The organism is Pseudomonas sp. URIL14HWK12:I6 (assembly GCF_000514195.1).
Classification (GTDB): domain Bacteria; phylum Pseudomonadota; class Gammaproteobacteria; order Pseudomonadales; family Pseudomonadaceae; genus Aquipseudomonas; species Aquipseudomonas putida_A.
The window spans coordinates 280,917-303,112 of sequence record NZ_KI911359.1; the positions used below are offsets into that span (position 1 = coordinate 280,917).

At 60.1% G+C, this 22,196-nt stretch carries 23 protein-coding genes; 9 read left to right on the forward strand and 14 right to left on the reverse strand.

What is annotated here, in order from left to right; genetic code table 11:
- Positions 1 to 5 precede the first annotated feature (5 nt).
- A complete protein-coding gene (locus tag H043_RS0127930) occupies positions 6 to 425 on the forward strand; it encodes a hypothetical protein (protein WP_027614561.1) in 420 nt (139 codons plus the stop codon).
- 54 nt (positions 426 to 479) lie between these two features.
- Here the strand turns inward: H043_RS0127930 and H043_RS0127935 are convergent, their stop codons facing one another.
- The gene (locus H043_RS0127935) at positions 480 to 1,220 is read right to left on the reverse strand and encodes a thioredoxin family protein (RefSeq protein WP_027614562.1); all 741 of its coding nucleotides are present in this window, start codon (positions 1,218 to 1,220) and stop codon (positions 480 to 482) included.
- A gap of 175 nt (positions 1,221 to 1,395) precedes the next feature.
- Between H043_RS0127935 and H043_RS0127940 the strand changes: the two genes are divergently transcribed.
- Complete coding sequence (locus tag H043_RS0127940) at positions 1,396 to 1,788, forward strand: hypothetical protein (protein ID WP_027614563.1); 393 nt, start codon at positions 1,396 to 1,398, stop codon at positions 1,786 to 1,788.
- A gap of 113 nt (positions 1,789 to 1,901) precedes the next feature.
- Here H043_RS0127940 and H043_RS0127945 read toward each other — a convergent pair whose 3' ends face one another.
- The 3 genes from H043_RS0127945 to H043_RS0127955 form a co-directional block, all read right to left on the reverse strand.
- Positions 1,902 to 2,771 (reverse strand): DUF6279 family lipoprotein, encoded by an 870-nt coding sequence (locus tag H043_RS0127945; protein ID WP_027614564.1) that lies wholly within the window; start codon positions 2,769 to 2,771, stop codon positions 1,902 to 1,904.
- Positions 2,772 to 2,842: 71 nt separating this feature from the next.
- A complete protein-coding gene (locus H043_RS0127950) occupies positions 2,843 to 3,562 on the reverse strand; it encodes a TorF family putative porin (RefSeq protein WP_027614565.1) in 720 nt (239 codons plus the stop codon).
- Between the two features lie 205 nt (positions 3,563 to 3,767).
- Positions 3,768 to 3,956, reverse strand: coding sequence for a hypothetical protein (locus H043_RS0127955; protein WP_016985943.1), 189 nt, complete (start codon positions 3,954 to 3,956; stop codon positions 3,768 to 3,770).
- A gap of 349 nt (positions 3,957 to 4,305) precedes the next feature.
- Here H043_RS0127955 and H043_RS0127960 point away from each other — a divergent pair, with 349 nt between their 5' ends.
- The 3 genes from H043_RS0127960 to H043_RS0127970 all read left to right on the forward strand — a co-directional run bounded on the left by H043_RS0127960 (position 4,306) and on the right by H043_RS0127970 (position 6,765).
- Complete coding sequence (locus H043_RS0127960) at positions 4,306 to 5,142, forward strand: S1 RNA-binding domain-containing protein (protein WP_027614566.1); 837 nt, start codon at positions 4,306 to 4,308, stop codon at positions 5,140 to 5,142.
- A 45-nt stretch (positions 5,143 to 5,187) separates the two neighbouring features.
- Positions 5,188 to 5,592, forward strand: coding sequence for a DUF2177 family protein (locus H043_RS0127965; protein ID WP_027614567.1), 405 nt, complete (start codon positions 5,188 to 5,190; stop codon positions 5,590 to 5,592).
- Between the two features lie 240 nt (positions 5,593 to 5,832).
- The gene (locus H043_RS0127970) at positions 5,833 to 6,765 is read left to right on the forward strand and encodes a DMT family transporter (RefSeq protein ID WP_027614568.1); all 933 of its coding nucleotides are present in this window, start codon (positions 5,833 to 5,835) and stop codon (positions 6,763 to 6,765) included.
- Here the strand turns inward: H043_RS0127970 and H043_RS0127975 are convergent.
- Positions 6,710 to 7,891: an MFS transporter gene (locus H043_RS0127975; RefSeq protein ID WP_027614569.1), complete on the reverse strand. Its 1,182-nt coding sequence runs from the start codon at positions 7,889 to 7,891 to the stop codon at positions 6,710 to 6,712. The two genes, H043_RS0127970 and H043_RS0127975, sit on opposite strands and share 56 nt — an antisense overlap.
- Positions 7,892 to 7,995: 104 nt before the next feature.
- Between H043_RS0127975 and H043_RS0127980 the strand changes: the two genes are divergently transcribed.
- Positions 7,996 to 8,889, forward strand: coding sequence for a LysR family transcriptional regulator (locus H043_RS0127980; RefSeq protein WP_027614570.1), 894 nt, complete (start codon positions 7,996 to 7,998; stop codon positions 8,887 to 8,889).
- A gap of 142 nt (positions 8,890 to 9,031) precedes the next feature.
- Complete coding sequence (locus tag H043_RS30905) at positions 9,032 to 9,160, forward strand: PA1414 family protein (protein WP_003184145.1); 129 nt, start codon at positions 9,032 to 9,034, stop codon at positions 9,158 to 9,160.
- A gap of 88 nt (positions 9,161 to 9,248) precedes the next feature.
- Here H043_RS30905 and H043_RS0127990 read toward each other — a convergent pair whose 3' ends face one another.
- The 6 genes from H043_RS0127990 to speB all read right to left on the reverse strand — a co-directional run bounded on the left by H043_RS0127990 (position 9,249) and on the right by speB (position 14,836).
- On the reverse strand, positions 9,249 to 9,497 hold the full coding sequence (locus H043_RS0127990; RefSeq protein ID WP_027614571.1) for a phosphopantetheine-containing protein: 249 nt from the start codon (positions 9,495 to 9,497) through the stop codon (positions 9,249 to 9,251).
- 42 nt (positions 9,498 to 9,539) lie between these two features.
- Positions 9,540 to 10,265 carry an MBL fold metallo-hydrolase gene (locus tag H043_RS0127995; protein ID WP_027614572.1) on the reverse strand — a complete coding sequence of 242 codons (726 nt, stop codon included), beginning with the start codon at positions 10,263 to 10,265 and terminating at the stop codon, positions 9,540 to 9,542.
- Positions 10,266 to 10,351: 86 nt separating this feature from the next.
- Entirely contained in the window at positions 10,352 to 11,731 is a 1,380-nt protein-coding gene (locus H043_RS0128000; RefSeq protein ID WP_027614573.1) for a sodium:solute symporter, read from the reverse strand.
- A 162-nt stretch (positions 11,732 to 11,893) separates the two neighbouring features.
- Positions 11,894 to 13,396 carry a cytosine permease gene (locus tag H043_RS0128005; RefSeq protein WP_027614574.1) on the reverse strand — a complete coding sequence of 501 codons (1,503 nt, stop codon included), beginning with the start codon at positions 13,394 to 13,396 and terminating at the stop codon, positions 11,894 to 11,896.
- 56 nt (positions 13,397 to 13,452) lie between these two features.
- Positions 13,453 to 13,875, reverse strand: coding sequence for a nuclear transport factor 2 family protein (locus H043_RS0128010; RefSeq protein ID WP_027614575.1), 423 nt, complete (start codon positions 13,873 to 13,875; stop codon positions 13,453 to 13,455).
- A gap of 10 nt (positions 13,876 to 13,885) precedes the next feature.
- Positions 13,886 to 14,836 (reverse strand): agmatinase, encoded by a 951-nt coding sequence (speB, locus tag H043_RS0128015; protein WP_003222717.1) that lies wholly within the window; start codon positions 14,834 to 14,836, stop codon positions 13,886 to 13,888.
- Positions 14,837 to 15,194: 358 nt separating this feature from the next.
- Between speB and H043_RS0128020 the strand changes: the two genes are divergently transcribed.
- Together H043_RS0128020 and H043_RS0128025 are read left to right on the forward strand one after the other, a co-directional pair.
- Positions 15,195 to 16,088 carry a LysR family transcriptional regulator gene (locus H043_RS0128020; protein ID WP_007956593.1) on the forward strand — a complete coding sequence of 298 codons (894 nt, stop codon included), beginning with the start codon at positions 15,195 to 15,197 and terminating at the stop codon, positions 16,086 to 16,088.
- 5 nt (positions 16,089 to 16,093) lie between these two features.
- Entirely contained in the window at positions 16,094 to 16,690 is a 597-nt protein-coding gene (locus tag H043_RS0128025) for a tRNA-uridine aminocarboxypropyltransferase (protein ID WP_027614576.1), read from the forward strand.
- Between the two features lie 148 nt (positions 16,691 to 16,838).
- On the opposite strand, the gene H043_RS0128030 is transcribed toward H043_RS0128025, so the two are convergent.
- The 3 genes from H043_RS0128030 to H043_RS0128040 all read right to left on the reverse strand — a co-directional run bounded on the left by H043_RS0128030 (position 16,839) and on the right by H043_RS0128040 (position 22,074).
- Positions 16,839 to 18,200 carry an HlyD family type I secretion periplasmic adaptor subunit gene (locus tag H043_RS0128030; RefSeq protein ID WP_027614577.1) on the reverse strand — a complete coding sequence of 454 codons (1,362 nt, stop codon included), beginning with the start codon at positions 18,198 to 18,200 and terminating at the stop codon, positions 16,839 to 16,841.
- Positions 18,201 to 18,395: 195 nt separating this feature from the next.
- Positions 18,396 to 20,558, reverse strand: a complete 2,163-nt coding sequence (locus H043_RS0128035; RefSeq protein WP_027614578.1) for a type I secretion system permease/ATPase — start codon at positions 20,556 to 20,558, stop codon at positions 18,396 to 18,398.
- A gap of 157 nt (positions 20,559 to 20,715) precedes the next feature.
- On the reverse strand, positions 20,716 to 22,074 hold the full coding sequence (locus H043_RS0128040) for a TolC family outer membrane protein (RefSeq protein WP_027614579.1): 1,359 nt from the start codon (positions 22,072 to 22,074) through the stop codon (positions 20,716 to 20,718).
- Positions 22,075 to 22,196: the final 122 nt, after the last annotated feature.

A 22,196-nucleotide genomic window follows, 5' to 3' on the forward strand; every position in this document is an offset into this window, starting at 1 on the left:
CGGAGGTGGACTTTTCATTCCAGGTGTTCGGAGCGGTAGGGCCGCTGAGTGGAACCTTGTCCAGAATGCAGGTGCGCAGTATTTTGGGCCGGGATTTCGAGGAGTTCAAGAAAACGGCTGCCTCGTTGAACACTACCGATTCTTTTGTACGTCACAACCTGCATGTCTTTTACGACGAGCAAGACATGGTAAAAGGTGTGGAATTTTTCGATAGAAGCGGCGTCTCCTGGCAGGGACACAAACTTGTGGGAGAAAAACTGTTCCCCGTACTGAGTCTGTTTCGCGGTAATGGCATCCAACCCGTCATTGACGATGACGGGTTCGACGTTAGCGAATTTGGCATGAGCTTTTATGTCCCGGACATTGAGGACGGCGAGGATGCATTGATCAAATCCTTGTATATGAACTTGCGTACCGAAAGGTAGGTCACCTTCTGGCTGCGTCGATAGCGGGGCGAACCCCGCTTTTTCCGATTGGGTTCAACATTCTTTGTCATGACAGCAGTCAGACTTCATTGCCGACTCATACCGATCATGATGCCGCACCCACTCCATGATCTCGTCCTCATTCCTGCCCTTGGGCGTGAGGTCGAGGTAGTTGTAGGCACCGACCAGCATGTCCAGACCGCGAGCATAAGTTGAGTAGGTATGGAAAATGTCACCCTTTGCATCACGATAAAACACGCTCAGGCCGGGCATTTCTTCCTCGGCACTGTCAGTCTTTTCGTAGTTGTACGTAGCCTTTCCTGTAGCAACATCTTCAGCGCGGGCGCAAACACCAAAGTCGTAGTTGAAATCGGAACCGTCTGACGACACCCAGTCGAATTTCCAGCCCATACGCCGCTTGAAGGCCTGGAACTGTTCAAACGGGGCGTGGGAGACCGCGACCATGGCGATGTCGTGGTGGGCCAGGTGCAGATTGGCGCCGTCGATGTGGTCGGACAGGAACGAGCAGCCCTGACAGCCTTCCTCCCAGTCCTTGGCGAACATGAAATGGTAAACGATCAACTGGCTGTGCTTGCCGAACAGGTCGGCCAGCTTCAGTTCGCCGTTTGGGCCGTGAAATTGGTAGTCCTTGTCGACTTTGACCCAGGGCAACGCGCGGCGCTTGGCGCTGAGGCGGTCGCGTTCTTTGGTGAAGGCCTTTTCGTCGGCCAGATGTTGTTTGCGCGCAGCGAGCCATTCTTCTCGCGATACGACCGGATGATTCTCGACGTTCATGATGATTTCTCCTGCGGGGTTGAAACCGTCTTTGTCAGACTAGTCGTTTAACCCTCGATCAATTCGACAGACCGCCGGTCGGTCGCTGCGGAAAATGGCGCTGAACGGCTGCGATGCGTCCGGGTCACAACCTATGACAGCGCCCCAAATCACGCGCACCGGAGGTTGAATCAGGATGACGACTTATAACTGGGATTTGATTGAACGCCTGCTGCATGAAGTGCAGAACAGTGCAGGCGAAAGTTTCGCGCCGCGAAAATATGCCGAGGACTATGCGGCGCAGAAAGCCAGTGCAGGCGAGCCGATCGAGAATCTGGATCACCTGAAAACGGTGGCTTGCGAATATGAAGGCTTGTTGCTTGATCGTGGATTTATCGAACCGCGCCCAGATCATATGGGCAGTACCGGCAGCAATTTTATTCTGACGCCACGCGGATCAAGCCTGCTGAGCCTGATCGACAGCAGCATTCCCGGCAATGATCATCCTCGGCAAGTACTGGATGAACAGGTGGATGCGCTGGATGAGGCGACGTTTGATGAGTTGGCTTCCAAAGCGCAGATTGCCTGACGGCCTTTGTGGGAGCGGGCTTGCTCGCGAATGCGGCGTGTCATTCACCCTTTACGTGTCTGATACACCGCATTCGCGAGCAAGCCCGCTCCCACTTTGTTTTTTGCATAGCCTTAAGGTTTTTGTGCGGTCCTGAGGCACTTGAGGTCGTTGAAATCTTTACGCACCCCTTCGATTTTCTTCAGCAACCGCTGACGCTGCTGCGGCGTACTTTCGGCCATCAGATCCACCGCCAGCGAGCGCGCTTGTGCTTCGGTGTTGGCGTAAGCCTTCTGGTAATCCGTTGTCCATAAACGCTCGCGGTTGACCAGAAGTGTCTCGATTCGTTGTGGGAATTCGGCACTTTTACGCTGGGCAACGGCGTTACTGAACTGCTGCTGCCAATGTGCGCGGTTGGCGATCCATTGAGTGTTCTGATCGCCCAGCGCGGTCGACCAGGCCATCACCCTTTGTTCCTGAGTGGCGCTCAACGGGCCAAGCCAATCGGTCAGGCGCTTGTCCATGCGCGCGCCGCGTTCGGCAATCTGTTGCGCCAGCGGCGGTTTGACGTATTCCTTTTCCCGTTTGCGCAGATCCTTGGCAAACGAATCGTTCATCTCGGCGACTTGCTTGTCGTCCAGCCCTTGCAGCAGCTCGATGGCCGACGGTGTGATCTGCCGTGCAGTTTCGGCAATGGCTTTTTTCGCTTCCTCGGTTCGTGCTTGCAGCGCAGCGTCGGTCACCTGATTGCTTTCGACCATTGCCTGCAAGCGATCCAGCCAGTCGAGGTAGCCCGGCAATTGCGTGGTGCAGTGCCAGTTCAGGTGCTCCTTGAGGCGATCGTTGAACCAGTCTTTTTGCTCGCTGGTCATGTCCAGATAGTCGCCAAGCGTCCATGGAATGATCACGTCGAGATTGCGGTAGGCCAGGCCGACGCGGCTGCAGGCGCCGAGGGCGAGGGTGAAGATCAGCAGGGTGGCGAGGTGTTTGAACCAGCGAGACATGAGCGAATCCTTGCGAGAGCCTGACGTCTGATTCTCATGTGAACGCAGGAAGCTCCCGGCAGTTCAGCCGATCAATAGAATGCGCGCTCGGCCTTGAGCGTCACCAGCCCGTCACACTGGCTGTTGTGTCCCGAGTACGCAGAGCATTCGCTGCCGCTGAGGTTGGAATTGCTGTAGATCAGATCGAGATCGACGCCCATGAACGGTCGGGAAAATTTCACCGACCAATCGGTAAAACTGCTGACATAACCACCGTCCACCGACACAGGCGTGTTCAGTTGGTGGGTGGTGTATTTCATGCTGATCCCGATGCCGAACGGCTGATTGCCGCCGAGGTCGGCGAACAGCGTGTTGTTCTGTTTGTCCGGGTCGTTGCTGACGGCCACACCGAAGCGGCTGCCGAGCAGGGTCAGGCCGCCGAACAGCTCCTGGCTGTCGAGGGTGTCTACTTTGGGATAGCTGTAATGGATCATCCCGACTTCGTAGCCGAGGGTCTGATCGAAAGGTTGTTTAAAGCCGATGTAGGAGTCGATTTCGAGGTTCTTGCCCGGGGTCAGGCCCATGCTCGGTGCGTACTGGCCGACATACAGGCCGCTGTCGTGGCTCAGATCGAGGCCGCCGTGAAACGAGCCGACGGCTGACGGCTTGACCAGTCCCTGAGCCATGCTGCGGCTGGGCGTGGTGCCGAGTTTGAGGTCGAAGTCGCCGAGCTCGCGCTGGAAAATTTGCGCGTGCGCCGATGAGCAGGCCATAAGGCCCACAAACAATAAACAGAATGTTGATTTGAGCATGCGTCACTCCATGAACAGCGAGCGCAGGCTTGAGCCTGCTGAAACGCTTGATCCAGACGCGTGCAAGGATACCGGCGAATGCTCGGCAATGATGGCCGTTCGTCGATTTTCAAAGATTTGGTTAAACAGAAGGAGGGTGTAACGCGGGTGCCAGTCCAGACGCTTCGAAGCTCAAAGCGTCTCAGGACGGGTGTATTACCGGGTGTTACTTCTTGCCCAGACTGATCTGCTTGGACGGACCGAACGTCTGGCCGCTGACGCCTTTGGCAATTTGCTGGATTTCGCCGCCGGACTTGAGGAACGCTGCGATCTGATCGTTGATCGATTCGCTGGTTTCAACGGCTGGAGCTGGCTTTGCTTTGCTGGTGGATGCTTTTACGCGCATGGCGGCCATTAACCTGTAGAAAAGTAACTCGGCCAGGCATCGTACAGGAATAACTTGACAATTGCTTGATAAATATCCCCGGGAATAACTGAGCGCGTGGGTGGATTATTCTCGATTAATTATCCGAAATATCCCCCTAAGCCACTGTTTTAAATAACAACATTTATTCTTCATTGGCGCAAATGTCCGCCTTGAAACGGCACAGCAGGCTTCGCGCTGGCCTGACGAATGGCAAGCCGCCTGCGCAAACCAAGGAAAATCAAGGCTTCCGCAGATTTTCTGCGGCAGGCTGCTTGCCCAGCGAACGAGACCGGCAAAACCGGGTAGAATGCCGCCCACGCAATGAGGGTTTTGGAAAATGGCTTTAGTCGGGCGTTACAACAGTTTGCAAGTGGTTAAACACACTAACTTCGGTTTATATCTGGACGGCGGTGCCGACGGCGAAATTCTTTTGCCCAACCGTTATATCCCTAAAGATATTCCCAGCGAAGATGAAGACTGGCTCAACGTTTTTATTTATCTGGACAGCGATGACAAACTTATCGCTACCACTGAAAAACCAAAAGTTCAGGTCGGCGAATTTGCCAGCCTGAAAGTTGTTGAGATCAACAGCATCGGTGTGTTCCTCGATTGGGGCCTGCCCAAAGATCTGTTGCTGCCGTATTCCGAAGAAAAGCGGCAGATGACCGCTGGTGAGTACTGCGTGGTGCACGTCTACCTCGACAAACACACGCGCCGCATCACCGCCACCGCACGTCTGGATCGCTATCTCGACAAGACCCCGGCCAACTACAGCGCCGGTCAGGAAGTTGATCTGCTGGTGGCCGAAGCCACCGACATGGGCTTCAAGGCGATCATCAACAACAAGCACTGGGGCTTGATCCACAAGAATGAAATCTTCAAGTTCATGCGGTCCGGCATGCGCGAGAAGGGTTTCATCAAGGAAGTGCGCGCCGACGGCAAGATCAGCCTCAGCCTGCAACCGGTGGGTCAGGAAGCGGCGAGCAGCCTGAGCTCGAAGATCCTCGCCAAGTTGCGTGAAAACAATGGCACGCTGGCCGTCAGCGACAAGAGCGATCCGGCGTTGATCAGCAGTCTGTTCGGTGTCAGCAAGGGCAACTTCAAGAAGGCCATCGGTTCGCTGTACAAGGAAGGCAAGATCGTCATTCATGCCGATCGCATTGAACTAACCTGAGCCTTGCGGGGCCCATGTTGCATGGGGTCACTTGAGGTCGGGTAAATGAAAAAGCCGTTGCTTGCCTATATCGCCACTCTGCTGGCGTTTCTGTTGCTCGACGGTATCTGGCTCGGCGTATTGATGGCGCCAACCTACCGCGAACTGCTCGGTTCGCTGATGCTCGAAAAACCGCTGTTGGTTCCGGCAGCGGTTTTTTATTGCCTGTATGTTTTTGGCTGTGTGCTGTTTGTGGTCTTGCCGGCACAGAGCTGGCAACGTGCGGCAAAGATGGGCGCGCTGCTGGGGCTGGTGGCGTACGGCACGTATGACCTGACCAATTGGGCGACATTGCGCGGGTGGTCGGTGCAGGTGAGTTTGCTGGATTGGGCGTGGGGGACGTTTGCTACGGCTGTGGCGTGTACGGTCGGCTTTTTGGCGGCAAAGCGATTTGTGAAGTCAGCCCCGTAATCTTTGTTGTCTGGGGCGACGCCTTCGCGAGCAAGCCCGCTCCCACAGGGGGAATGCGGTTAACTGTGGGAGCGGGCTTGCTCGCGAATGGCGGCGCAGCCGACAACCATTCGCCGCTGCCGCAACAGACAAACTAAATGTTTTTTCCAGACGGTTTTTTCTGTCCGACTGATTGATAATCCCGACACAGATTTTTGACCATTGGACGGCTGCCATGTTGTGTGTGTTTGAGGTGTTGCGGTGAGTGTCGAGCGGCGCAATGCCGATGGGTTTGCCTTGCAGGTGATGATCGGCCTCTGCCTGATCTGGGGCGTGCAGCAAGTGATGATCAAGTGGGCCGCGCCCGACATCGCGCCGGTGATGCAGGCGGCCGGGCGCTCGGGGATTTCTGCGCTGCTGGTAGGCCTGTTGTTGTGCTGGAAGGGCGGTTGGGATCAGGTCGGCAACACCTGGCGTGGAGGGCTGCTGGCCGGTGCGCTGTTCGGTCTGGAGTTCTTCTTCATCGCCGAAGGTCTGCAACTGACCACCGCCGCGCACATGTCGGTGTTCCTCTACACCGCACCGATTTTCACCGCACTCGGCGTGCATTTCCTGCTGGCGAGTGAACGCCTGCGACCTTTGCAATGGCTGGGGATTCTGCTCGCGTTCGTCGGTATCGCCATCGCCTTCGCCGGCGGCGTGTCGTGGGACAACCTCGACCGGCGCATGCTGTTGGGCGATGCGTTCGGGGTCATTGCCGGCGCCTGCTGGGGCGCGACCACCGTGGTGGTGCGCGCCTCGCGCCTTTCAGAGGCGCCAGTGACGTTGACTCTGTTCTATCAACTGATCGTCGGCTTCGTCGGCCTGCTGTTGATCGCGCTGTTCAGCGGCCAGATCAGCCACGTCAGCCTGACCAGCGTGGCGGTGGCCAGCGTACTGTTCCAGGGCCTGGTGGTGTCGTTCTTCAGTTACCTGACCTGGTTCTGGCTGCTGCGCCGCTATCTGGCGGCTAACCTTGCGGTGTTTTCGTTCATGACGCCGCTGTTCGGCGTCACCTTCGGCGTGGTGCTGCTCGGTGAAGAATTGAGTGTGAACTTCGTCATTGGCGCGGTGCTGGTGTTGCTTGGCATCACCTTTGTCAGCGCTGAGCAGTGGGTGCGTCGGCGTTTGCGCAAAGCCCTCGGCCAGCACTGACCGATTGCAGCGCAAGCCCGCCGGCAATCAGCAGACCGCTGCCGGCAATGATCAGCGCCGGTTGCAGACCACCGCTGAAATGGCTGCTCAGCGCCGCCAGCAACGGCCCGCTGAGCTGGCCGACGGCGAAGCATGCGGTCAGTAGCCCGGCGTTGCGCTGAGTTGTGTGCGGCGCCAGTTCCCGCGAGCGCTGCATCACCAGTTGCATGCAGGCCAGGAACGGCATGCCGCACAACACCACCCCCAGCGCCAGGCCATAACCACTGCCCAACAGACAGGCGAAGACCCCGAGCGCCTGCAACCACAGGGTGGCGGTCAGCCAGTGCCGTGTGGTGTTCGGATCATGGCGACGCAGGCTCACCAACAGCACGCCAATCGCCGCACCAAGACCGAAGCACGGCCAGAACAGGTCGGCCTGCCATTGCCCGTGAAACTGCGCGTTGGCCATTTGCGAGAGAAACGTGGCCGGGATGATGTAACCCACGCCATATAACGCATACACCGCTGCCAGTCGCGGGATGCCGCGATTCGAATGATTGACGTTGAGGGTGGCGACCGGCGTGTGCAGGCCCGGTTGCGGCAGGATCCGCACGATCCCCAGCAACATCACCAGCGCCACGGCGGCATAGATCAGCCACAAGGTGGCAGAGGTCTGATTCAGCAGATGTGAGAACAGTGCCAGCAGCCCGGTCAGAAAAATTCCCAGTCCGGGACCGGCAAATACCAGCGCACCCAGCCGTGGCCGACCTGCCGCCGCTGCCAGTGGTTGACTCAGTGCGGTGATCATCACCAGCACCCAGGCACTCGCCACGCCGGTACCAAAGCGCAGCAACAGGTGCGCCCAGAAACCGTTGGCCCAGAACGACGCCAGGGTCAGCAGCACACACAGCCACAAACCTCCATGCAACCGGCGCTGCACTTGCTGCGGACGGTGGGCGAACATCGCGTCCACCGCGCCCAGCAGGTAACCGAGGTAGTTGGCCGCAGCAATCAGACCGGCGGCCGTCAGGTCGACCTGGCCTTCGCTGAGCAAGTGCGGCAGTTGCGGGGTGAGGGCGAAGCGCCCGATGCCCATGGCCATCATCAGGGCGACGAAACAGGCAGATAAGCGAATCAGTGGCGACATGGTCAGGATTCCTTTGAAGGAGCAATGACCGTCAGGCTAGAAGCGATTGACTTTCTTTAAAATTGAATAATAGTGAGTAACTTGTTCTGTTATGGAGAAAGGTCGTGGAGTTCAGCCAATTGCGGATCTTTCAGGCAGTCGCCGAGGAAGGTTCGATCACCCGCGCAGCAGAACGCCTGCACCGAGTGCCGTCCAACCTGTCGACCCGGCTCAAACAGCTGGAAGAGCAATTGGGCGTCGAACTTTTCGTTCGTGAGCGTCAGCGTTTGCAGTTGTCGCCTGCGGGAAAAGTCCTGCTGGACTACACCGGCAAGTTGTTCGCCCTGCGCGATCAGGCCAGTGCAGCGGTGATGGGCGGGCAGCCGGCCGGGGATTTTGTCCTCGGCACGCTGTACAGCACGGCGGCGATCCATTTGCCGGCGCTGTTGGCGCGCTATCACAAGCAATACCCGGCGGTGAACCTGCAAGTGCAGTCCGGACCCAGCGGCGAGTTGCTCGAAGGTCTGGTCTCCGGGCGTCTTGATGCGGCGTTGGTGGACGGCCCGCCGCAATTGGCGGGGATCGACGGCGTGCCGCTGTGCGACGAGCGTCTCGTGCTGATCAGCGAAGCCGACCATCCGCCGATCCGCAGCGCCAAGGAGGTCGAGGGCAGGGCGGTGTTCACCTTTCGTCATGGTTGCGCCTACCGCGCGCGGCTGGAGGCGTGGTTCGTTCACTATCAGGCGGCGATGGGACGGGCGATGGAGATCGAGTCCTATCAGGGCATGCTCGCCTGCGTGATTGCTGGCAGCGGTGTGGCATTGATGTCGGAGTCGATGCTCGCCAGTCTGCCGGGGCGCGAGAGCGTTGCAGTGCACCCGTTGGCCGAACCGTTTGCCAGTGCGACAACATGGCTCATGTGGCGCAAGGGCATGGTCGGGGCCAACCTCAATGCCTGGATTGAACAGCAGCAAGCGCTCTATCCCGTGGCATCGAGTGAAACCCGGCAGACGGCGTGAACCAACCAACCGTAATTCTGTTCAATTCAGTAACAGATCATTGCGGATTTGGCCGAGCATTGCGTAGGACTTCGGACTATTATCAGTGCGAAGCGGCCTCAGAATTCCGGCCGCTCAGCACTACCCTGAAGGGGGCATGACGATGAAAGAGAAAATTCAGAACTGGCTGCACGATTTGGGTGTTGCCCTCGGCTTGATCGAACCGCCTCTGCAACCCGTACCGATCCGCACCGATGACGAACAGCGCCGGCGTCAGCCTCGCCGGCGGTAGTGCCTGATTAAAGATCAAAAGATCGCAGCCTTCGGCAGCTTCTACAGAGAAAAGTGTAGGAGCTGCCGCAGGCTGCGATCTTTTGCTTTCAGTGTCGCCCGATCTCCAGCAGAAACCGGCTCAAGTCCTTCGCAGTCTTCGCGGTCTTGAGCATGTGATCCTCTTCGGCAGTAAACGCCGTCAGTCCGAATTCATCTTCCAGATGAAAGATCAGATCCTCGATATCCGCCTTCTCCAGCCCTAACTGCACCAGACTGGTGTCGTCGTTGAATTCGCGGGATTCCAGCAGGCGCCGAATATATCGGTGCACCGCAGCACGCACGGCAGCTCTTCTCATGGCAGAGGTTTTCGTGGTTGTTTCGACTGATTACAGCAGGCCTCAAGCGTGTCGGCGCAGCCATTCGTCAATCATCGAGCGCAAATGCTCGCCGGAAAAACTGCCGAAATGCCCGCCATGCACCGTGCGGATCGGCAGCGCCTGCAAACGCCGCAGACTGGCCGCGTAATCCTGCAGATTGGAGTGGTAGGCGTCCTCGATCAACGGCCCGTCGTAGATGATGTCGCCGCTGAACAGCGTTTCGGTCGCCGCTTCATACAGGCTGATCCCGCCCGGTGAATGCCCCGGCGTGTGCAGCACCTGCAAGGTGCGATTGCCCAGATCCAGCACATCGCCATCCTCGACAAACCCGGTGGCCGGCGCAGCCTTGACCCGGTATTCGGCGTAGCACAGCGGGCAGTCCGGGTGCGCCTCGAACATGTCGTCGCCGACGAAGGCCCGGCTCAGGTCATTCTCGCCGTCCGGCGCGGTGAGGATGTCGGCCTCGGCAGGATGCACCAGGCGCTCGGCGAATTCGTGATGCCCGGCGATGTGGTCGAAGTGGCAGTGGCTGGCGACGGCCACCAGCGGTCGCTCGGTAATCCACGGCAACTGCTCGCGCAGGCTGACCAGCCCTGAGCCACTGTCGAGCAGCAGATCCTTGTCGCGGCCCTGAATGTGCCAGAGGTTGCAGCGATAGAACGGGCGGATGTACGGCTCATGGATCAACCGGATGCCGTCGCTCAAGTGCTGAACTTCGAACCACTGATCGCGCGAAACGATCTTCATATTCACTTTTCTCCAGACGTAAAAAAACGGGTGTGGCAACCGACGCCACACCCGTCGAAGAAAGCATCAAGTCGTTACATCAAAGCTTAGATCGCACTCGCCACCGTCGCCGGGCGAGGGGAGACCAGGCTGACCACCACAAAACTCACCAGACCTACCGCAAGGCTGTAGTAGATCGGCGTGTTCGCATCCAGACCGTCCTTGAACATGAACAACAGCGCGGTGGCAAAACCCAGGCCCATGCTGGCGATGGCGCCGGCGGTGGTCGCGCGTTTCCAGAAGATCGCGCCGATCAGCGGAATCAGCATGCCGCCGACCAGCAGGTTGTAGGCCAGGGTCAGGGCGCTGATCACGTCGTTCACCACCAGCGCGATGCTGAGTACCACGACACCGGTGAGCAGGGTGAACAGGCGGTTGATCGCCAGGCTCGACTGTTTGCCGCCGCGCAGTTTCGGCAGCAGGTCTTCGGTCAGGGTGGTGGCAGCAGCCAGGAGGCCGGCGCTGGCGGTGGACATCATTGCAGCGAGTGCCGCAGCGATCACCAGACCACGGATGCCGTCCGGCAGCGACAGTTTGACGATGGCGGCGAAGGCGTTGTTGACGTTGTCCAGATCCGGGATCAGCACGTGAGCGGCCATGCCGATCAGCGCGCAGGCCAGGCCGTAGAGGATGCAGTAGATACCGGCGATGCTGCCGGCGTACTGGGCGACTTTGGCGGTCTTGACGGTGAACACCCGTTGCCAGATGTCCTGACCGATCAGGATGCCGAAGAAGTAGATCATGAAGTAGGTGATGATCGTGTCCCAGCCGATGGTGGTGAAGTTGAACGCCGCTGCCGGCAGCTTCAGCACCAGTTCGTCCCAGCCGCCGACGCGGTACAGGCAGATCGGCAACAGGATGAACATCAGGCCCACGGTCTTGATGATGAACTGGACGATGTCGGTCAGGGTCAGCGACCACATGCCGCCGATCGCCGAGTAGATCACCACCACGCCACCGCCGAGCAGTACCGAGATCCAGAATGGCAGGCCGAACAGCACTTGCAGCACGGTGCCGATCGCCAGGATCGAGGTCACGCCGATCATCAGCGCGTAGGCCAGCATGATGGCCGCGCTCGCCGAGCGGGCCATCGGGTTATAGCGTTTTTCCAGCACCTGGGTAACGGTGTAGATCTTCAGTTTCAGCAGCGGTTTGGCGAGAAACAGGTTCAGCGCGACGATGCCGCAACCCAGCGCCGCACACAGCCAGAAACCGGAGATGCCATGCACGTAACCCAGGCGTACGGTGCCGACGGTGGACGCGCCACCCAGTACGGTCGCGGCCATGGTGCCCATGTACAGGCTTGGGCCCAGGTTACGCCCGGCGACCAGAAAGTCCTCGTTGGTCTTGGCCTTGCGCATGCCGTAGTAGCCGAGCAACAGCATGCCGGCGGCGTAGATGAGGACGACGAATAAATCCAAAGCCATGATGGCGTGTCTCCGATTGTCTTTTTTATGGTGAAACAAATTTGGTTCGGGGTGCTGCTCACTGTGGGAGCGAGCCTGCTCGCGAAGGCGTCGGCACATTCAACAAAGAAGTGACTGACAGATTGCTTTCGCGAGCAGGCTCGCTCCCACAGGGGATTTGCGTCAGGCGGCCTGACGCAGTTGAGGTTTTACTGCGGCTTCACGCCGGGCATCCTTGGGCCCGAACACCTCCCGCGGTTCCGGGAACAGGCTCAGCAGCGTCAGATACACCACCGACGCCAGGCCCAGGGTCACCGGCAGGCTGATGTCGATACCACCGGCCAGCTCACCCAGCGGGCCGACGAATTGTCCCGGCAGGTTGACGAAGCACAGGCCGACCGCCGCGCTCGGGATCCATGCGCCCAGGCCACGCCAGTTCCAGCCGTGATTGAACCAGTAGCGTCCGCCTTGCTCGCCACGAGTGAACACTTGCAGGTCATCCGGGCAGTAGAAGCCGCGACGCACCAGCAGGCCGATGATCATGATCACCATCCACGGGGTGGTGCAGGTAATGATCAGCACGGCGAAGGTCGACACGCTTTGCACCAGATTCGCCGCGAAGCGCCCGATGAAGATGAAGGCAATCGACAGCACGCCGATCAGCAACGTTGCCTTGACCCGCGACAGCACCCGTGGGAATACGCTGGACATGTCCAGCCCGGTGCCATACAGCGAGGTGGTGCCGGTGGACATGCCGCCGATCACTGCAATTAGGCACACCGGCAGGAAGAACCAGCTCGGCGATACCGCCAGCAGGCCGCCCACATAGTTGTTCGCCGCGATGTAGTCCGGCGCCTTGATCGCGACGATGGTCGCGGTGCTCAGGCCGAACAGGAACGGAATGAACGTGGCGATCTGCGACAGCACCACAGCGGCCATGATCCGCTGCTTGGAGGTGTCACGCGGGATGTAGCGCGACCAGTCGCCGAGGAACGCACCGAAGGAAATCGGGTTGCTCATCGCGACCAGCGCCGCGCCGATGAACGCCGCCCAGAAGCCCGGTTGACCGAGGTTCACCGTGCCGGCGTAGTTGACGTCGAAAGGACCGGCGAAGGCGAAGATGCCCAGCAGGAACAACAGGCTGGCGCTCCACACCGCGATCTTGTTCACCCACAGCAGAAAGCGGAAGCCGTAGATGCACACGGTCAGCACCAGAATCGCGAACAGCCCGTAGGCCAGGCCCAGGGTCAGGTCGGTTTCCGGCAGACCGATCAGGCGTTTCGCACCCCCGATCAACGCATCGCCCGAACTCCACACCGAGAGCGAGAAAAACGCGATGGCGGTCAACAGCGACAGGAACGAACCGACGATCCGCCCGTGCACGCCGAAGTGCGCCCCGGAGGACACGGCATTGTTGGTGCCGTTGAGCGGGCCGAACAGGCCCATCGGGGCGAGGATCAGCGAGCCGAGCAGCACGCCCAGCACAATCGCCCAGACACCGGCCTGAAACGACAGACCGAACAGCACCGGGAAACTGCCGAGCACGGCGGTGGCAAAGGTATTGGAACCCCCGAAGATCATCCGGAACAAGTCCGTCGGGCCTGCGGTGCGTTCGTGATCCGGGATCTGTTCGACCCCGTGGGTTTCAATTTGCGTAAGGCTTTGGTCGTTGTTGTTGTTATTCATGATCTGCTCCGATCATAAAGGCGCGCCTCATCGTGTGTGAGGCGTCACCTGTTTGGCTAAGGGGATGGCAGCCCTTCCGGCATTGCGGACAAATGTTCGTGGCAGGCCAGCCAATGGCCTTGTTGTTCTAGGCTCGACGCTTGTTTCTTGAAAACAATCGTCTCGCGCTCCTGGCTGAAATGTTGCTCCCCTTGCATGCGCAGCTCGGTGGCCACGTCATGGATAAACACCGCCACGTCACCTTGCAGGCTGACGAAGGCGTTGCTTGAAGTGCACGACAGCACTTCAAAGCCATCCTCGGCGCGCCAGCTGTCCCACAAGGCCTGATAGGCATCGCGCGACAGCAGCGGCTGTTCGAGGGTGTAAAACACGAAGCTTGCGTCGGCGCTGAACGCGCCGAAATAAGCCTCGCGATCGTTACGAGCGAAGGCGGATACCAGATCGGCAGCCGCTTTCAACACCTGATCACGTTCGTTCATGGCCGAACCCTCAGCGGTGAACCACGCCAGGCAGTACGCAGAGCATTTCGTACAGCAGGTTGGCGGCCAGCAGCGAGGTGTTGCCGGTAGTGTCGTAGGCGGGCGAGACTTCTACCAGATCGCAGCCGATCAGGTCGAGGCCCTGACAGCCGCGAACGATTTCAATCGCCTGAATGGTCGTCAGACCCCCGATTTCCGGGGTGCCGGTGCCGGGCGCCCAGGCCGGGTCGATGCCGTCGATGTCGAAGCTCAGGTACACCGGGCCGCCGCCGACTTTCTCGCGCACTTCGGCCATCAGCGGCGCCAGCGATTTGTGCCAGCACTCTTCGGCCTGCACCACGCGGAAACCCTGATCGCGGCTCCAGTTGAAGTCGTCAGCGGTGTAGCCCTGCGCGCGCAGACCAATTTGCACCACGCGGTCGCAGTCCAGCAGACCTTCTTCGACGGCGCGACGGAAGGTCGTGCCGTGGGCGATCTTCTCGCCGAACATGTGATCGTTGACGTCAGCGTGGGCATCGATGTGCACCAGTCCGACCTTGCCGTGCTTTTTATGGATGGCACGCAGGATCGGCAGGGTGATGGTGTGGTCGCCACCCAGGGTCATCGGGATCACGTTGTGCTCGAGGATGTTGTCGTAGGCTTCTTCGATGATGCGCACGGCGTCGAGCAGGTTGAAGGTGTTGATCGCCACGTCACCGATGTCGGCGACCGACAGCGAGTCGAACGGCGCGGCGCCGGTGGCCATGTTGTACGGGCGGATCATCACCGATTCGGTGCGGATGTCGCGCGGCCCGAAGCGGGTGCCGGGGCGCAGCGAAGTACCGATGTCCAGTGGCACGCCAACGAAGGCAGCGTCCAGGCCGGCAGCGGTCGGTACATGGGGGAGTCGGAGCATGGTGGCGATGCCGCCGAAGCGCGGCATTTCGTTGCCGCCCAGTGGTTGGTGAAGAATCTTGTCCACGGGTAGGGCCTCATCGTCTTTGTTTTATTTATGTCGGCGCACCGTTAAGCACAGGTTCGGACGCCGCTGTGGGGCCGATTCTGCGAAATGTAGTGCGGGGGAAGAATCGCTACGGGCAAAAACTTAGTTCAGATTTTTCTAAACTAATGGTGAGGCCCGGGATAGACTTCCCGAACCCGTACCGATACCCCTGTGGCGAGGGGATTTATCCCCGATCGGCTGCGCAGCAGTCGTAAATTCGTTGCTCGCGACTTCCCGGATGGATCGGTTTACAGGCTTGGGGCGGCTTCGCCACCCATCGGGGATAAATCCCCTCACCACAAAGTCATCAGCGTTCGACAGATGTTTGGAGAGCCGCATGGCCAACGCTTTACCCGACCTGAAACTATTGCGCATCTTCGTCAGCGTGGTTCGGCATCAGGGCTTTGCCAATGCGCAGCAGGAACTCAACCTGTCGACCTCGGCGATCAGCACTTACATGAGCCAGCTTGAAGCGGCGCTCGGTCTGGTGCTGTGCCATCGCGGGCGCGGTGGGTTCAGCCTGACCAGCAAGGGTGAGCTGTTCCATCAGGAAACCCTGCGCCTGCTGGCCGAACTCGAAGGTTTCGAGCAATACGCCGCGGCGCTCAAGGGCGAACTGCGCGGCACGCTCAACCTCGGGGTGATCGACTCCACTGTCAGCGATAAGGCCTTGCCGTTCGCCGAAGCCATCGGTGCCTACAGTCAGGAACACCCGGCGGTGCATTTGCATCTGTCGGTGATGAGCCCGTACGAATTGCAGCTCGGCGTGCAGGACAATCGACTCGATCTTGCCATCGGTGCGTTTTCCACGCGCATGAGCGGTCTGGTGTACATGCCACTGTACCGCGAGCAGCACTGGCTGTATTGCAGCAGCCGGCATCCGCTGTTCAACGAACGGCGGATCCCCGAGCAGGTCATCACCCAGCAACGCATGGTCGGCCGTGGTTACTGGAGCCAGGCAGAGCTGGCCCGCCACGGTTTCAAGCACAGCGCGGCGACCGTGGAAAGTATGGAGGCGCAGCTGATTCTGGTGCTGTCCGGCGCCTACATCGGTTACTTGCCAGAACATTACGCCCAGGCCTGGGCCGACAAGGGCGACCTGCGCGTGTTGCTGCCGGCGACCTTCGGTTATCAGGCGCCGTTTTCGATGATCATGCGCCGTGGCCGCAGCCGCGAGCCGCTGATCCAGACCTTCCGTGATTTGCTCAAAGCACAGCTCAATCAGGCATAAGAACCATGTCCAGACCCCAATGCCCGCGCTGCCTGCGCCCCCAGACCCATTGCCTGTGCCCGCTGATCCCGAGCCTCGACAGCCGCACCCGGGTGTTGCTGTTGCAGCATCCGAGCGAGGTCAATCACGCGCTCAACACCGCGCGACTGGCAGCGCTGGGTTTGACCAATGCCGAGTTGATTGTCGGTGAAGTGTTCGAGGATTTACCCGCGCTGCTCAACCGGCCGGGGTATCAGGCGCGGTTGTTGTTTCCCGCTGACGATGCGCAGCCGATGCAGGCTTACCGCGAATCCGATCAACCGTTGTTGCTGGTGGTGCCGGACGGCACCTGGCGCAAGGCGCGCAAGATGCTCCACCTCAATCCGCTATTGGCGGCGTTGCCACGGGTGACGCTGGTGCAGGGCGGGGTGTCGCGCTACCGGTTGCGCAAGGCACCGGGGCCGGGGGCGTTGTCGACCATTGAGGCGATTGTGCAGGCGCTGGAAACTCTCGAAGCGCCGATGGCGTTTGCGCCGTTGCTCAAGCCGTTCGAAGCGTTGATCGAGGGGCAGATTGCGGCGATGGGGGAGGAGGTTTTTCAGCGTAATCATGGCGACAGATAGTCGTCGTCTGAGCTGGCCTCTTCGCGAGCAAGCCCGCTCCCACATTTGATCGCAGGTGTGCACAAATTATGTGCTCAGCTCAAACACCCTGTGGGAGCGAGCCTGCTCGCGAAGGCGCCGGATCAATCAGCGCAAATCCCAACAATGCCTACCGCTCACGCATCGCCTCGGTCCGGGCTTTGAGCACTGGTTTGAGCAGGTAATCCAGCACACTTTTCTCCCCGGTAATAATGTCCACCGTCGCCACCATCCCCGGGATGATCAGCAGCGGTTTCACATCGCCGCCCAAATGGTTTTTATCGGTGCGCACCTGAATCAAGTAGAAGCTGTTGCCCTTGTCATCGGTGATGGTGTCGGCGCCGATCAGTTCCAGTTTTGCGCTCAGCCCGCCGTAGATCGTGTAGTCATAGGCACTGAACTTGACCATGGCTTTCTGGCCCGGATGGAGGAACGCGACGTCTTGCGGACGGACCTTGGCTTCGATCAGCAGGTTGTCCTCCAGTGGCACGATTTCCACCATGTCGCTGCCCGGCTGTACCACGCCGCCGATGGTGTTGACCTTGAGTTGCTTGATCACCCCGTGTACTGGCGAAGTCACGGTGGTGCGGCTGACGCGGTCGTCGATGGCGATGCTCGACGCGGTGATTTTCGACAGATCGGTGCGCTTCTGATTGAGGTCCTTGGCGGCGTCGGAGCGGAAGGTCTGTTCCGATTCGTCGATCTTGCTCTTGATCTCGTTGATAGCCGATTCCGCCCTTGGGATGGCCAGGGTCGTTGCGTTCAGTGAACCGCGAATTTCCACCGCGCTGCGTTTCAGTCGCAGGATCTCCACCGGCGACACCGCACCGGTGCCGACCAGTGGCGCCGACATGTTCATCTCTTGCTGCAGCAGCGCCAGGCTGGAACTGTACTGGCCTTGCTTGGAGCGGAACTCCGCCAGCTCCTGAGTCTTCTGCCGCAGCTGTTCGGTGAGGGTGCGTTGTTCGCTGGCCAGACGCCGCTGGCGCTGGTCGTACAGCGCGCGCTCGTCTTCGGCGACCTGTGGCGCCTTGGCGATCACCTCGTCAGACAGTTTGAACGGACGGCCCTCGGCTTCGGCGGAAAGGCGTTCGACTTGCGCGGTCAGGGCGTAACGATCGGCCTCGCTCTCACCCTTGTTCGACAGGAAGCGTGTGTCATCCAGGCGCAGCAGCTTGTCGCCCTTGTTCACCATCTGCCCTTCACGGACAAAAATCTCGGTGACGATCCCGCCCTCCAGGTTCTGGATCACCTGGACCTTGCTTGACGGAATCGCCTTGCCTTCGCCCATGGTCACTTCTTCCAGCACGGCGAACTTGGCCCAGACCAGCGCACTGATCAACAGCGCTGCCGCCAGCCACACGGTGATCCGCGACCAGCGCGGCGAATCCTGCAACGAAGCGCTGGCGGTTTCCGGCATGAACTCGGCCTCGGCGCTTTTGCCGAAACTGTCGAAGTAGCCGCGTGATTTGCTATCTGAAGATGCAGACATGGGGCGATACCCCTCAGTTAGGAAACATCAAACCGCACAACCCATGCGTCGCCCGGAACACTTACTTGTGGTGAGGGGATTTATCCCCGATAGGGTGCGAAGCGCCCTCAGAGTCTTTGGGGCTGCTGCGCAGCCCATCGGGGATAAATCCCCTCGCCACAGGTTTTGTGAGAGCCATAAGTTATGTGCGCGCATCTAAACCGCCGCCGAGCCGACGCGGCCCTTGCGCAGTGCATCGATGACCGCTTCTTTCGGGCCGTCGGCGACGACCCGGCCGTTGTCCAGTACCAGCAACCGGTCCACCAGGCTCAGCATCGAGGTGCGGTGGGTGACCAAGAGCAGCGTCTTGCCTTGCACCCAGCCGTGGAGTTTCTGGCGCAGCAGGTCTTCGCTGCTGTTGTCCATGGCGCTGGTGGGTTCGTCGAGCAGCATGATCGGCGGGTCGAGCAGCAGCGCCCGGGCCAGCAATACGGCCTGGCGTTGACCACCGGAAAGCAGTTGCCCGCGTTCGCCCACGGGCCGGTCGAACCCTTGTGGATGCTGCCGCGCCAGCTCGGTAACGCCGGTCAGTTCGGCGACTTCGAGCATGCGTGAATCGCTGATGTAGCGGGCGCCGAGGGTCAGGTTGTCGCGCAGGCTGCCGGCCAGCAGCGGCAGGTCGTGGGCGACATAACCGATCTGCTGGCGCAGGTCGGCGACGTCCAGTTGACGCAGGTCGAGACCGTCGAGCAGCAACTGGCCTTCCTCGGGTTCATAGAAGCCCATCACCAGCCGCGCCAGGGTGCTTTTGCCCGAGCCGCTGCGGCCGATGATGCCGATCCGCTCGCCGGGTTTCATGCTGAAGCTGACGTTGCTCAGCGCCGGCGCGTTCTGGCCGTTGTAGTGAAAGGTCACGCCGCTGACGTCCAGCGCACCTTGCAGTTGCGTGCGTTCCAGCGGTCGCTGTTTGCCGTCGCGTTCCTGGGGCAGGCCCATGAGTGCGTCGGTGCTTTTCATGGTCAGTTGCGCTTGCTGGTAGCGGGTGATCAGCCCGGCGATCTGCCCCAGCGGCGCAAGAACCCGGCTGCCGAGCATGTAGCTGGCCACCAGCGCACCGACGCTGAGGTTGCCGGCGATGATGCTGTAGACCCCGGCGACAATCGTCGCCATCCCGGAAAACTGCTGGATGAACAGCGTGCCGTTGGTCGCCAGTGCCGAGAGGTTGCGCGCGTGGCTGTCGAGGCGGGTGAGGGCGCCGTGGGTGCTTTCCCATTTGTGCTGGCGCTCGCTTTCGGCGCTGCAGGCCTTGAGGGTTTCCAGGCCGCCGAGGGTTTCGATCAGCAGCGCCTGCCGTTCGGCACCCAGGCTCAGGCTTTTCTGCACGGTGTCGCGCAGGCGCACCTGAATCGCCAGAGCAAATATGATCGTGATCGGAAACGCCAGCAGCGGAATCACCACCAGCCAGCCACCGAGCAGACCGATCACCACCAGCATCAACACCACGAAGGGCAGGTCGATCAGGCTGGTCAGGGTCACGGCGGTGAGGAATTCGCGCAGGCCCTGAAAGTCATGAATGCTCTGGGCGAAACCGCCGATGGTTGCCGGCCGCGCCTTCATCGCCATACCGGTGATGCGCTCAAATAAAGTCGCGGAAAGGATCACATCGGTTTTCTTCCCGGCGGTGTCCAGCAGGTGCGCGCGCACCACCCGCAGCACCAGTTCGAAACCGGTGCCGATCAGCAGGCCGATCGCCAACACCCACAGGGTCGAGGTGGCCTGATTCGGCACCACGCGGTCGTAGGTCTGCATCACGAACAGCGGCACCATCAGGCCCAGCAGGTTGATCAGGAAACTGGCGAGGATCGCGTCGCTGTACAGCCATTTCGACAGCTTCAGGGTGTCGCGAAACCAGGCATGCACGCGCGGCACCAGCGGTGACCGCAAGTCTTCGAGTTCGTGGCGTGGACGGGCGAACAAGGCCTGGCCGCTGTAGTGTTCGGCGAGTTCTTCGCGCTCGACCCATTGCTCGCCGCCATCGGCTTCGCTGGGCAGGATCAGCGCCTTGCCGTCGTCGGCGAAACGCCGCAGGACGGCGGTGCGCCCATCCTTGAGCAGCAACAGAATCGGCAGATTCAGCGCAGAAATATCCTTCAGTTCGCGGCGCAACAAGCGCGCCTGCAAACCGGCCCGGGCCGCCGCACGGGGCAGCAGATCCAGGCTCAGACGTTGCTTGTTCAGGGGCAGCCCGGCACTCAGGCTGGCGCGGCTGACCGTCGCGCCGTGGAGTTTGCAGAGAATCAGCAGACCGTCGAGTAACGGGTCATCGAAGCTCAGCCGCGGATCGATCCCGGAGTGTCCGCCTTCGGCCATGCTGGTCATATTGATCGCCCCTGTAATGACTGGTCCAACCTGTGGCGAGGGGATTTATCCCCGATGGCTGCGCAGCAGCCCCATGGATCTCATTGCTGCTCAAATCTTTGGGGTCACTGCGCAACCCAGCGGGAGCAAGCTCCCTCGCCACAAAGGGTCGTGGGACTTACTTCAGCTCGGGCAGGCGCGCCTCGTTTTTGACCTCGGTCGCGGCGATCGCATCCGCCGGCAGCACCACCCGTTGCTTGCTCAGCAACTGGCCCATGTTCGCCAGCACGCGGTACATCGAATATTCCTCGGTGTAGCGAATTTCGGTGTAGCGACGGTTGGCGTTGTAGAGCTCGTTTTCACTGTCGAGCAAGTCGAGCAGGGTGCGTTGGCCGAGGCCGAACTGATCCTGATACGCCGCGCGCACACGCTTGGTGGTCTCGGCGTATTCGCGGGCGGTCGGGGTCTGTTTGTTCGCGTTGACCATCGCGTTCCACGCCAGGTGAATGTTCTCGTTCAACTGACGGAGGGCGTTGTTGCGGATGTCCATCGCCTGATTGATCTGGTGCGCATCGGAGGCCAGACGAGCCTTGTCGCTGCCGCCACGGAACAGGTTGTAATTCATGATCACGCCGACGCGCCATTCGTTGTCGTGGCCTTCATCGCCTTGCACGTTGTTGTTCGCACCCACCGCCGCTTCGGCGTCAAAACGCGGGTAGAACGGCGACTTGGCAACTTCATACTGGCTCTCGGCCGACTGCACGTCCGCCTGCGCGGATTTCAGGTACGGGTTGTTCTCGACCATGCTCTGCTGGGCTTCCGGCAGGCTGGCAGGAACCTCGCCGCGGGTCGACGGTGGCGCTTCCAGTTCATCGGGCATGCGCCCGACCACAGCGTAGAAGTTCGATTCGGCGTCGGCCAGATCGACTTCGGCGGTGTCGAGGTTGTTCTGCGCCAGCGCCTTACGGGCCACCGATTGATCGGAGTCGGCGGTGCTGCCGATGCCGCGCTGGGTGCGCAGGCCGATCTGATCGTTGACGCGCAAGTGCGCTTGCAGGTTGTTCCGGGCCAGGGTCACCAGTTCACGGCGCTTGAGCACTTCGAGGTAGACCTCGATGGTACGCAACGCCAGATCCTGAGCGGTGCCTTGCGCGTAATAGGCGCGCGAGTTGGAAACGCCCTTGGTGCGCTCGACCTCGTTGGCGGTGTTGAAGCCGTCGAAGATCATCTGCCGCAGCCGTAGCTCCGACTGGGTGTAATTGAGGATTTCGGTATGGTGATTACCGAAAGCCCGGGTATTGGTGTTGTCGCTGTAACCGCGCCCGTAAGCGGCATTCAGATCGACGGACGGATAGAAGCCACCCTTGGCCACTTTCACTTGCTCATCGGCGGACAGTTTGGCGTCCACGCGCGAGGCGAGGTCCGGGTGGGTGGCGATGGTGCTTTGAATCGCTTCGGTCAGATTCATGGCCTGGGCTTGGGAAGTGCAAGCCATGGCCAGCAAAACCGCGCTGCAGAGGGGGGTTAAAACGCGCATGGGGTGCATCTCCCTGGTCCTGATGGTGCGTTACTGTCGCCAAATATTTGACGATAATTTGAGGTGTAAGCGTTTCACTCTTGTAACAACAGAGCTAAGAACATCCTGAAGCGTAGCTAAGA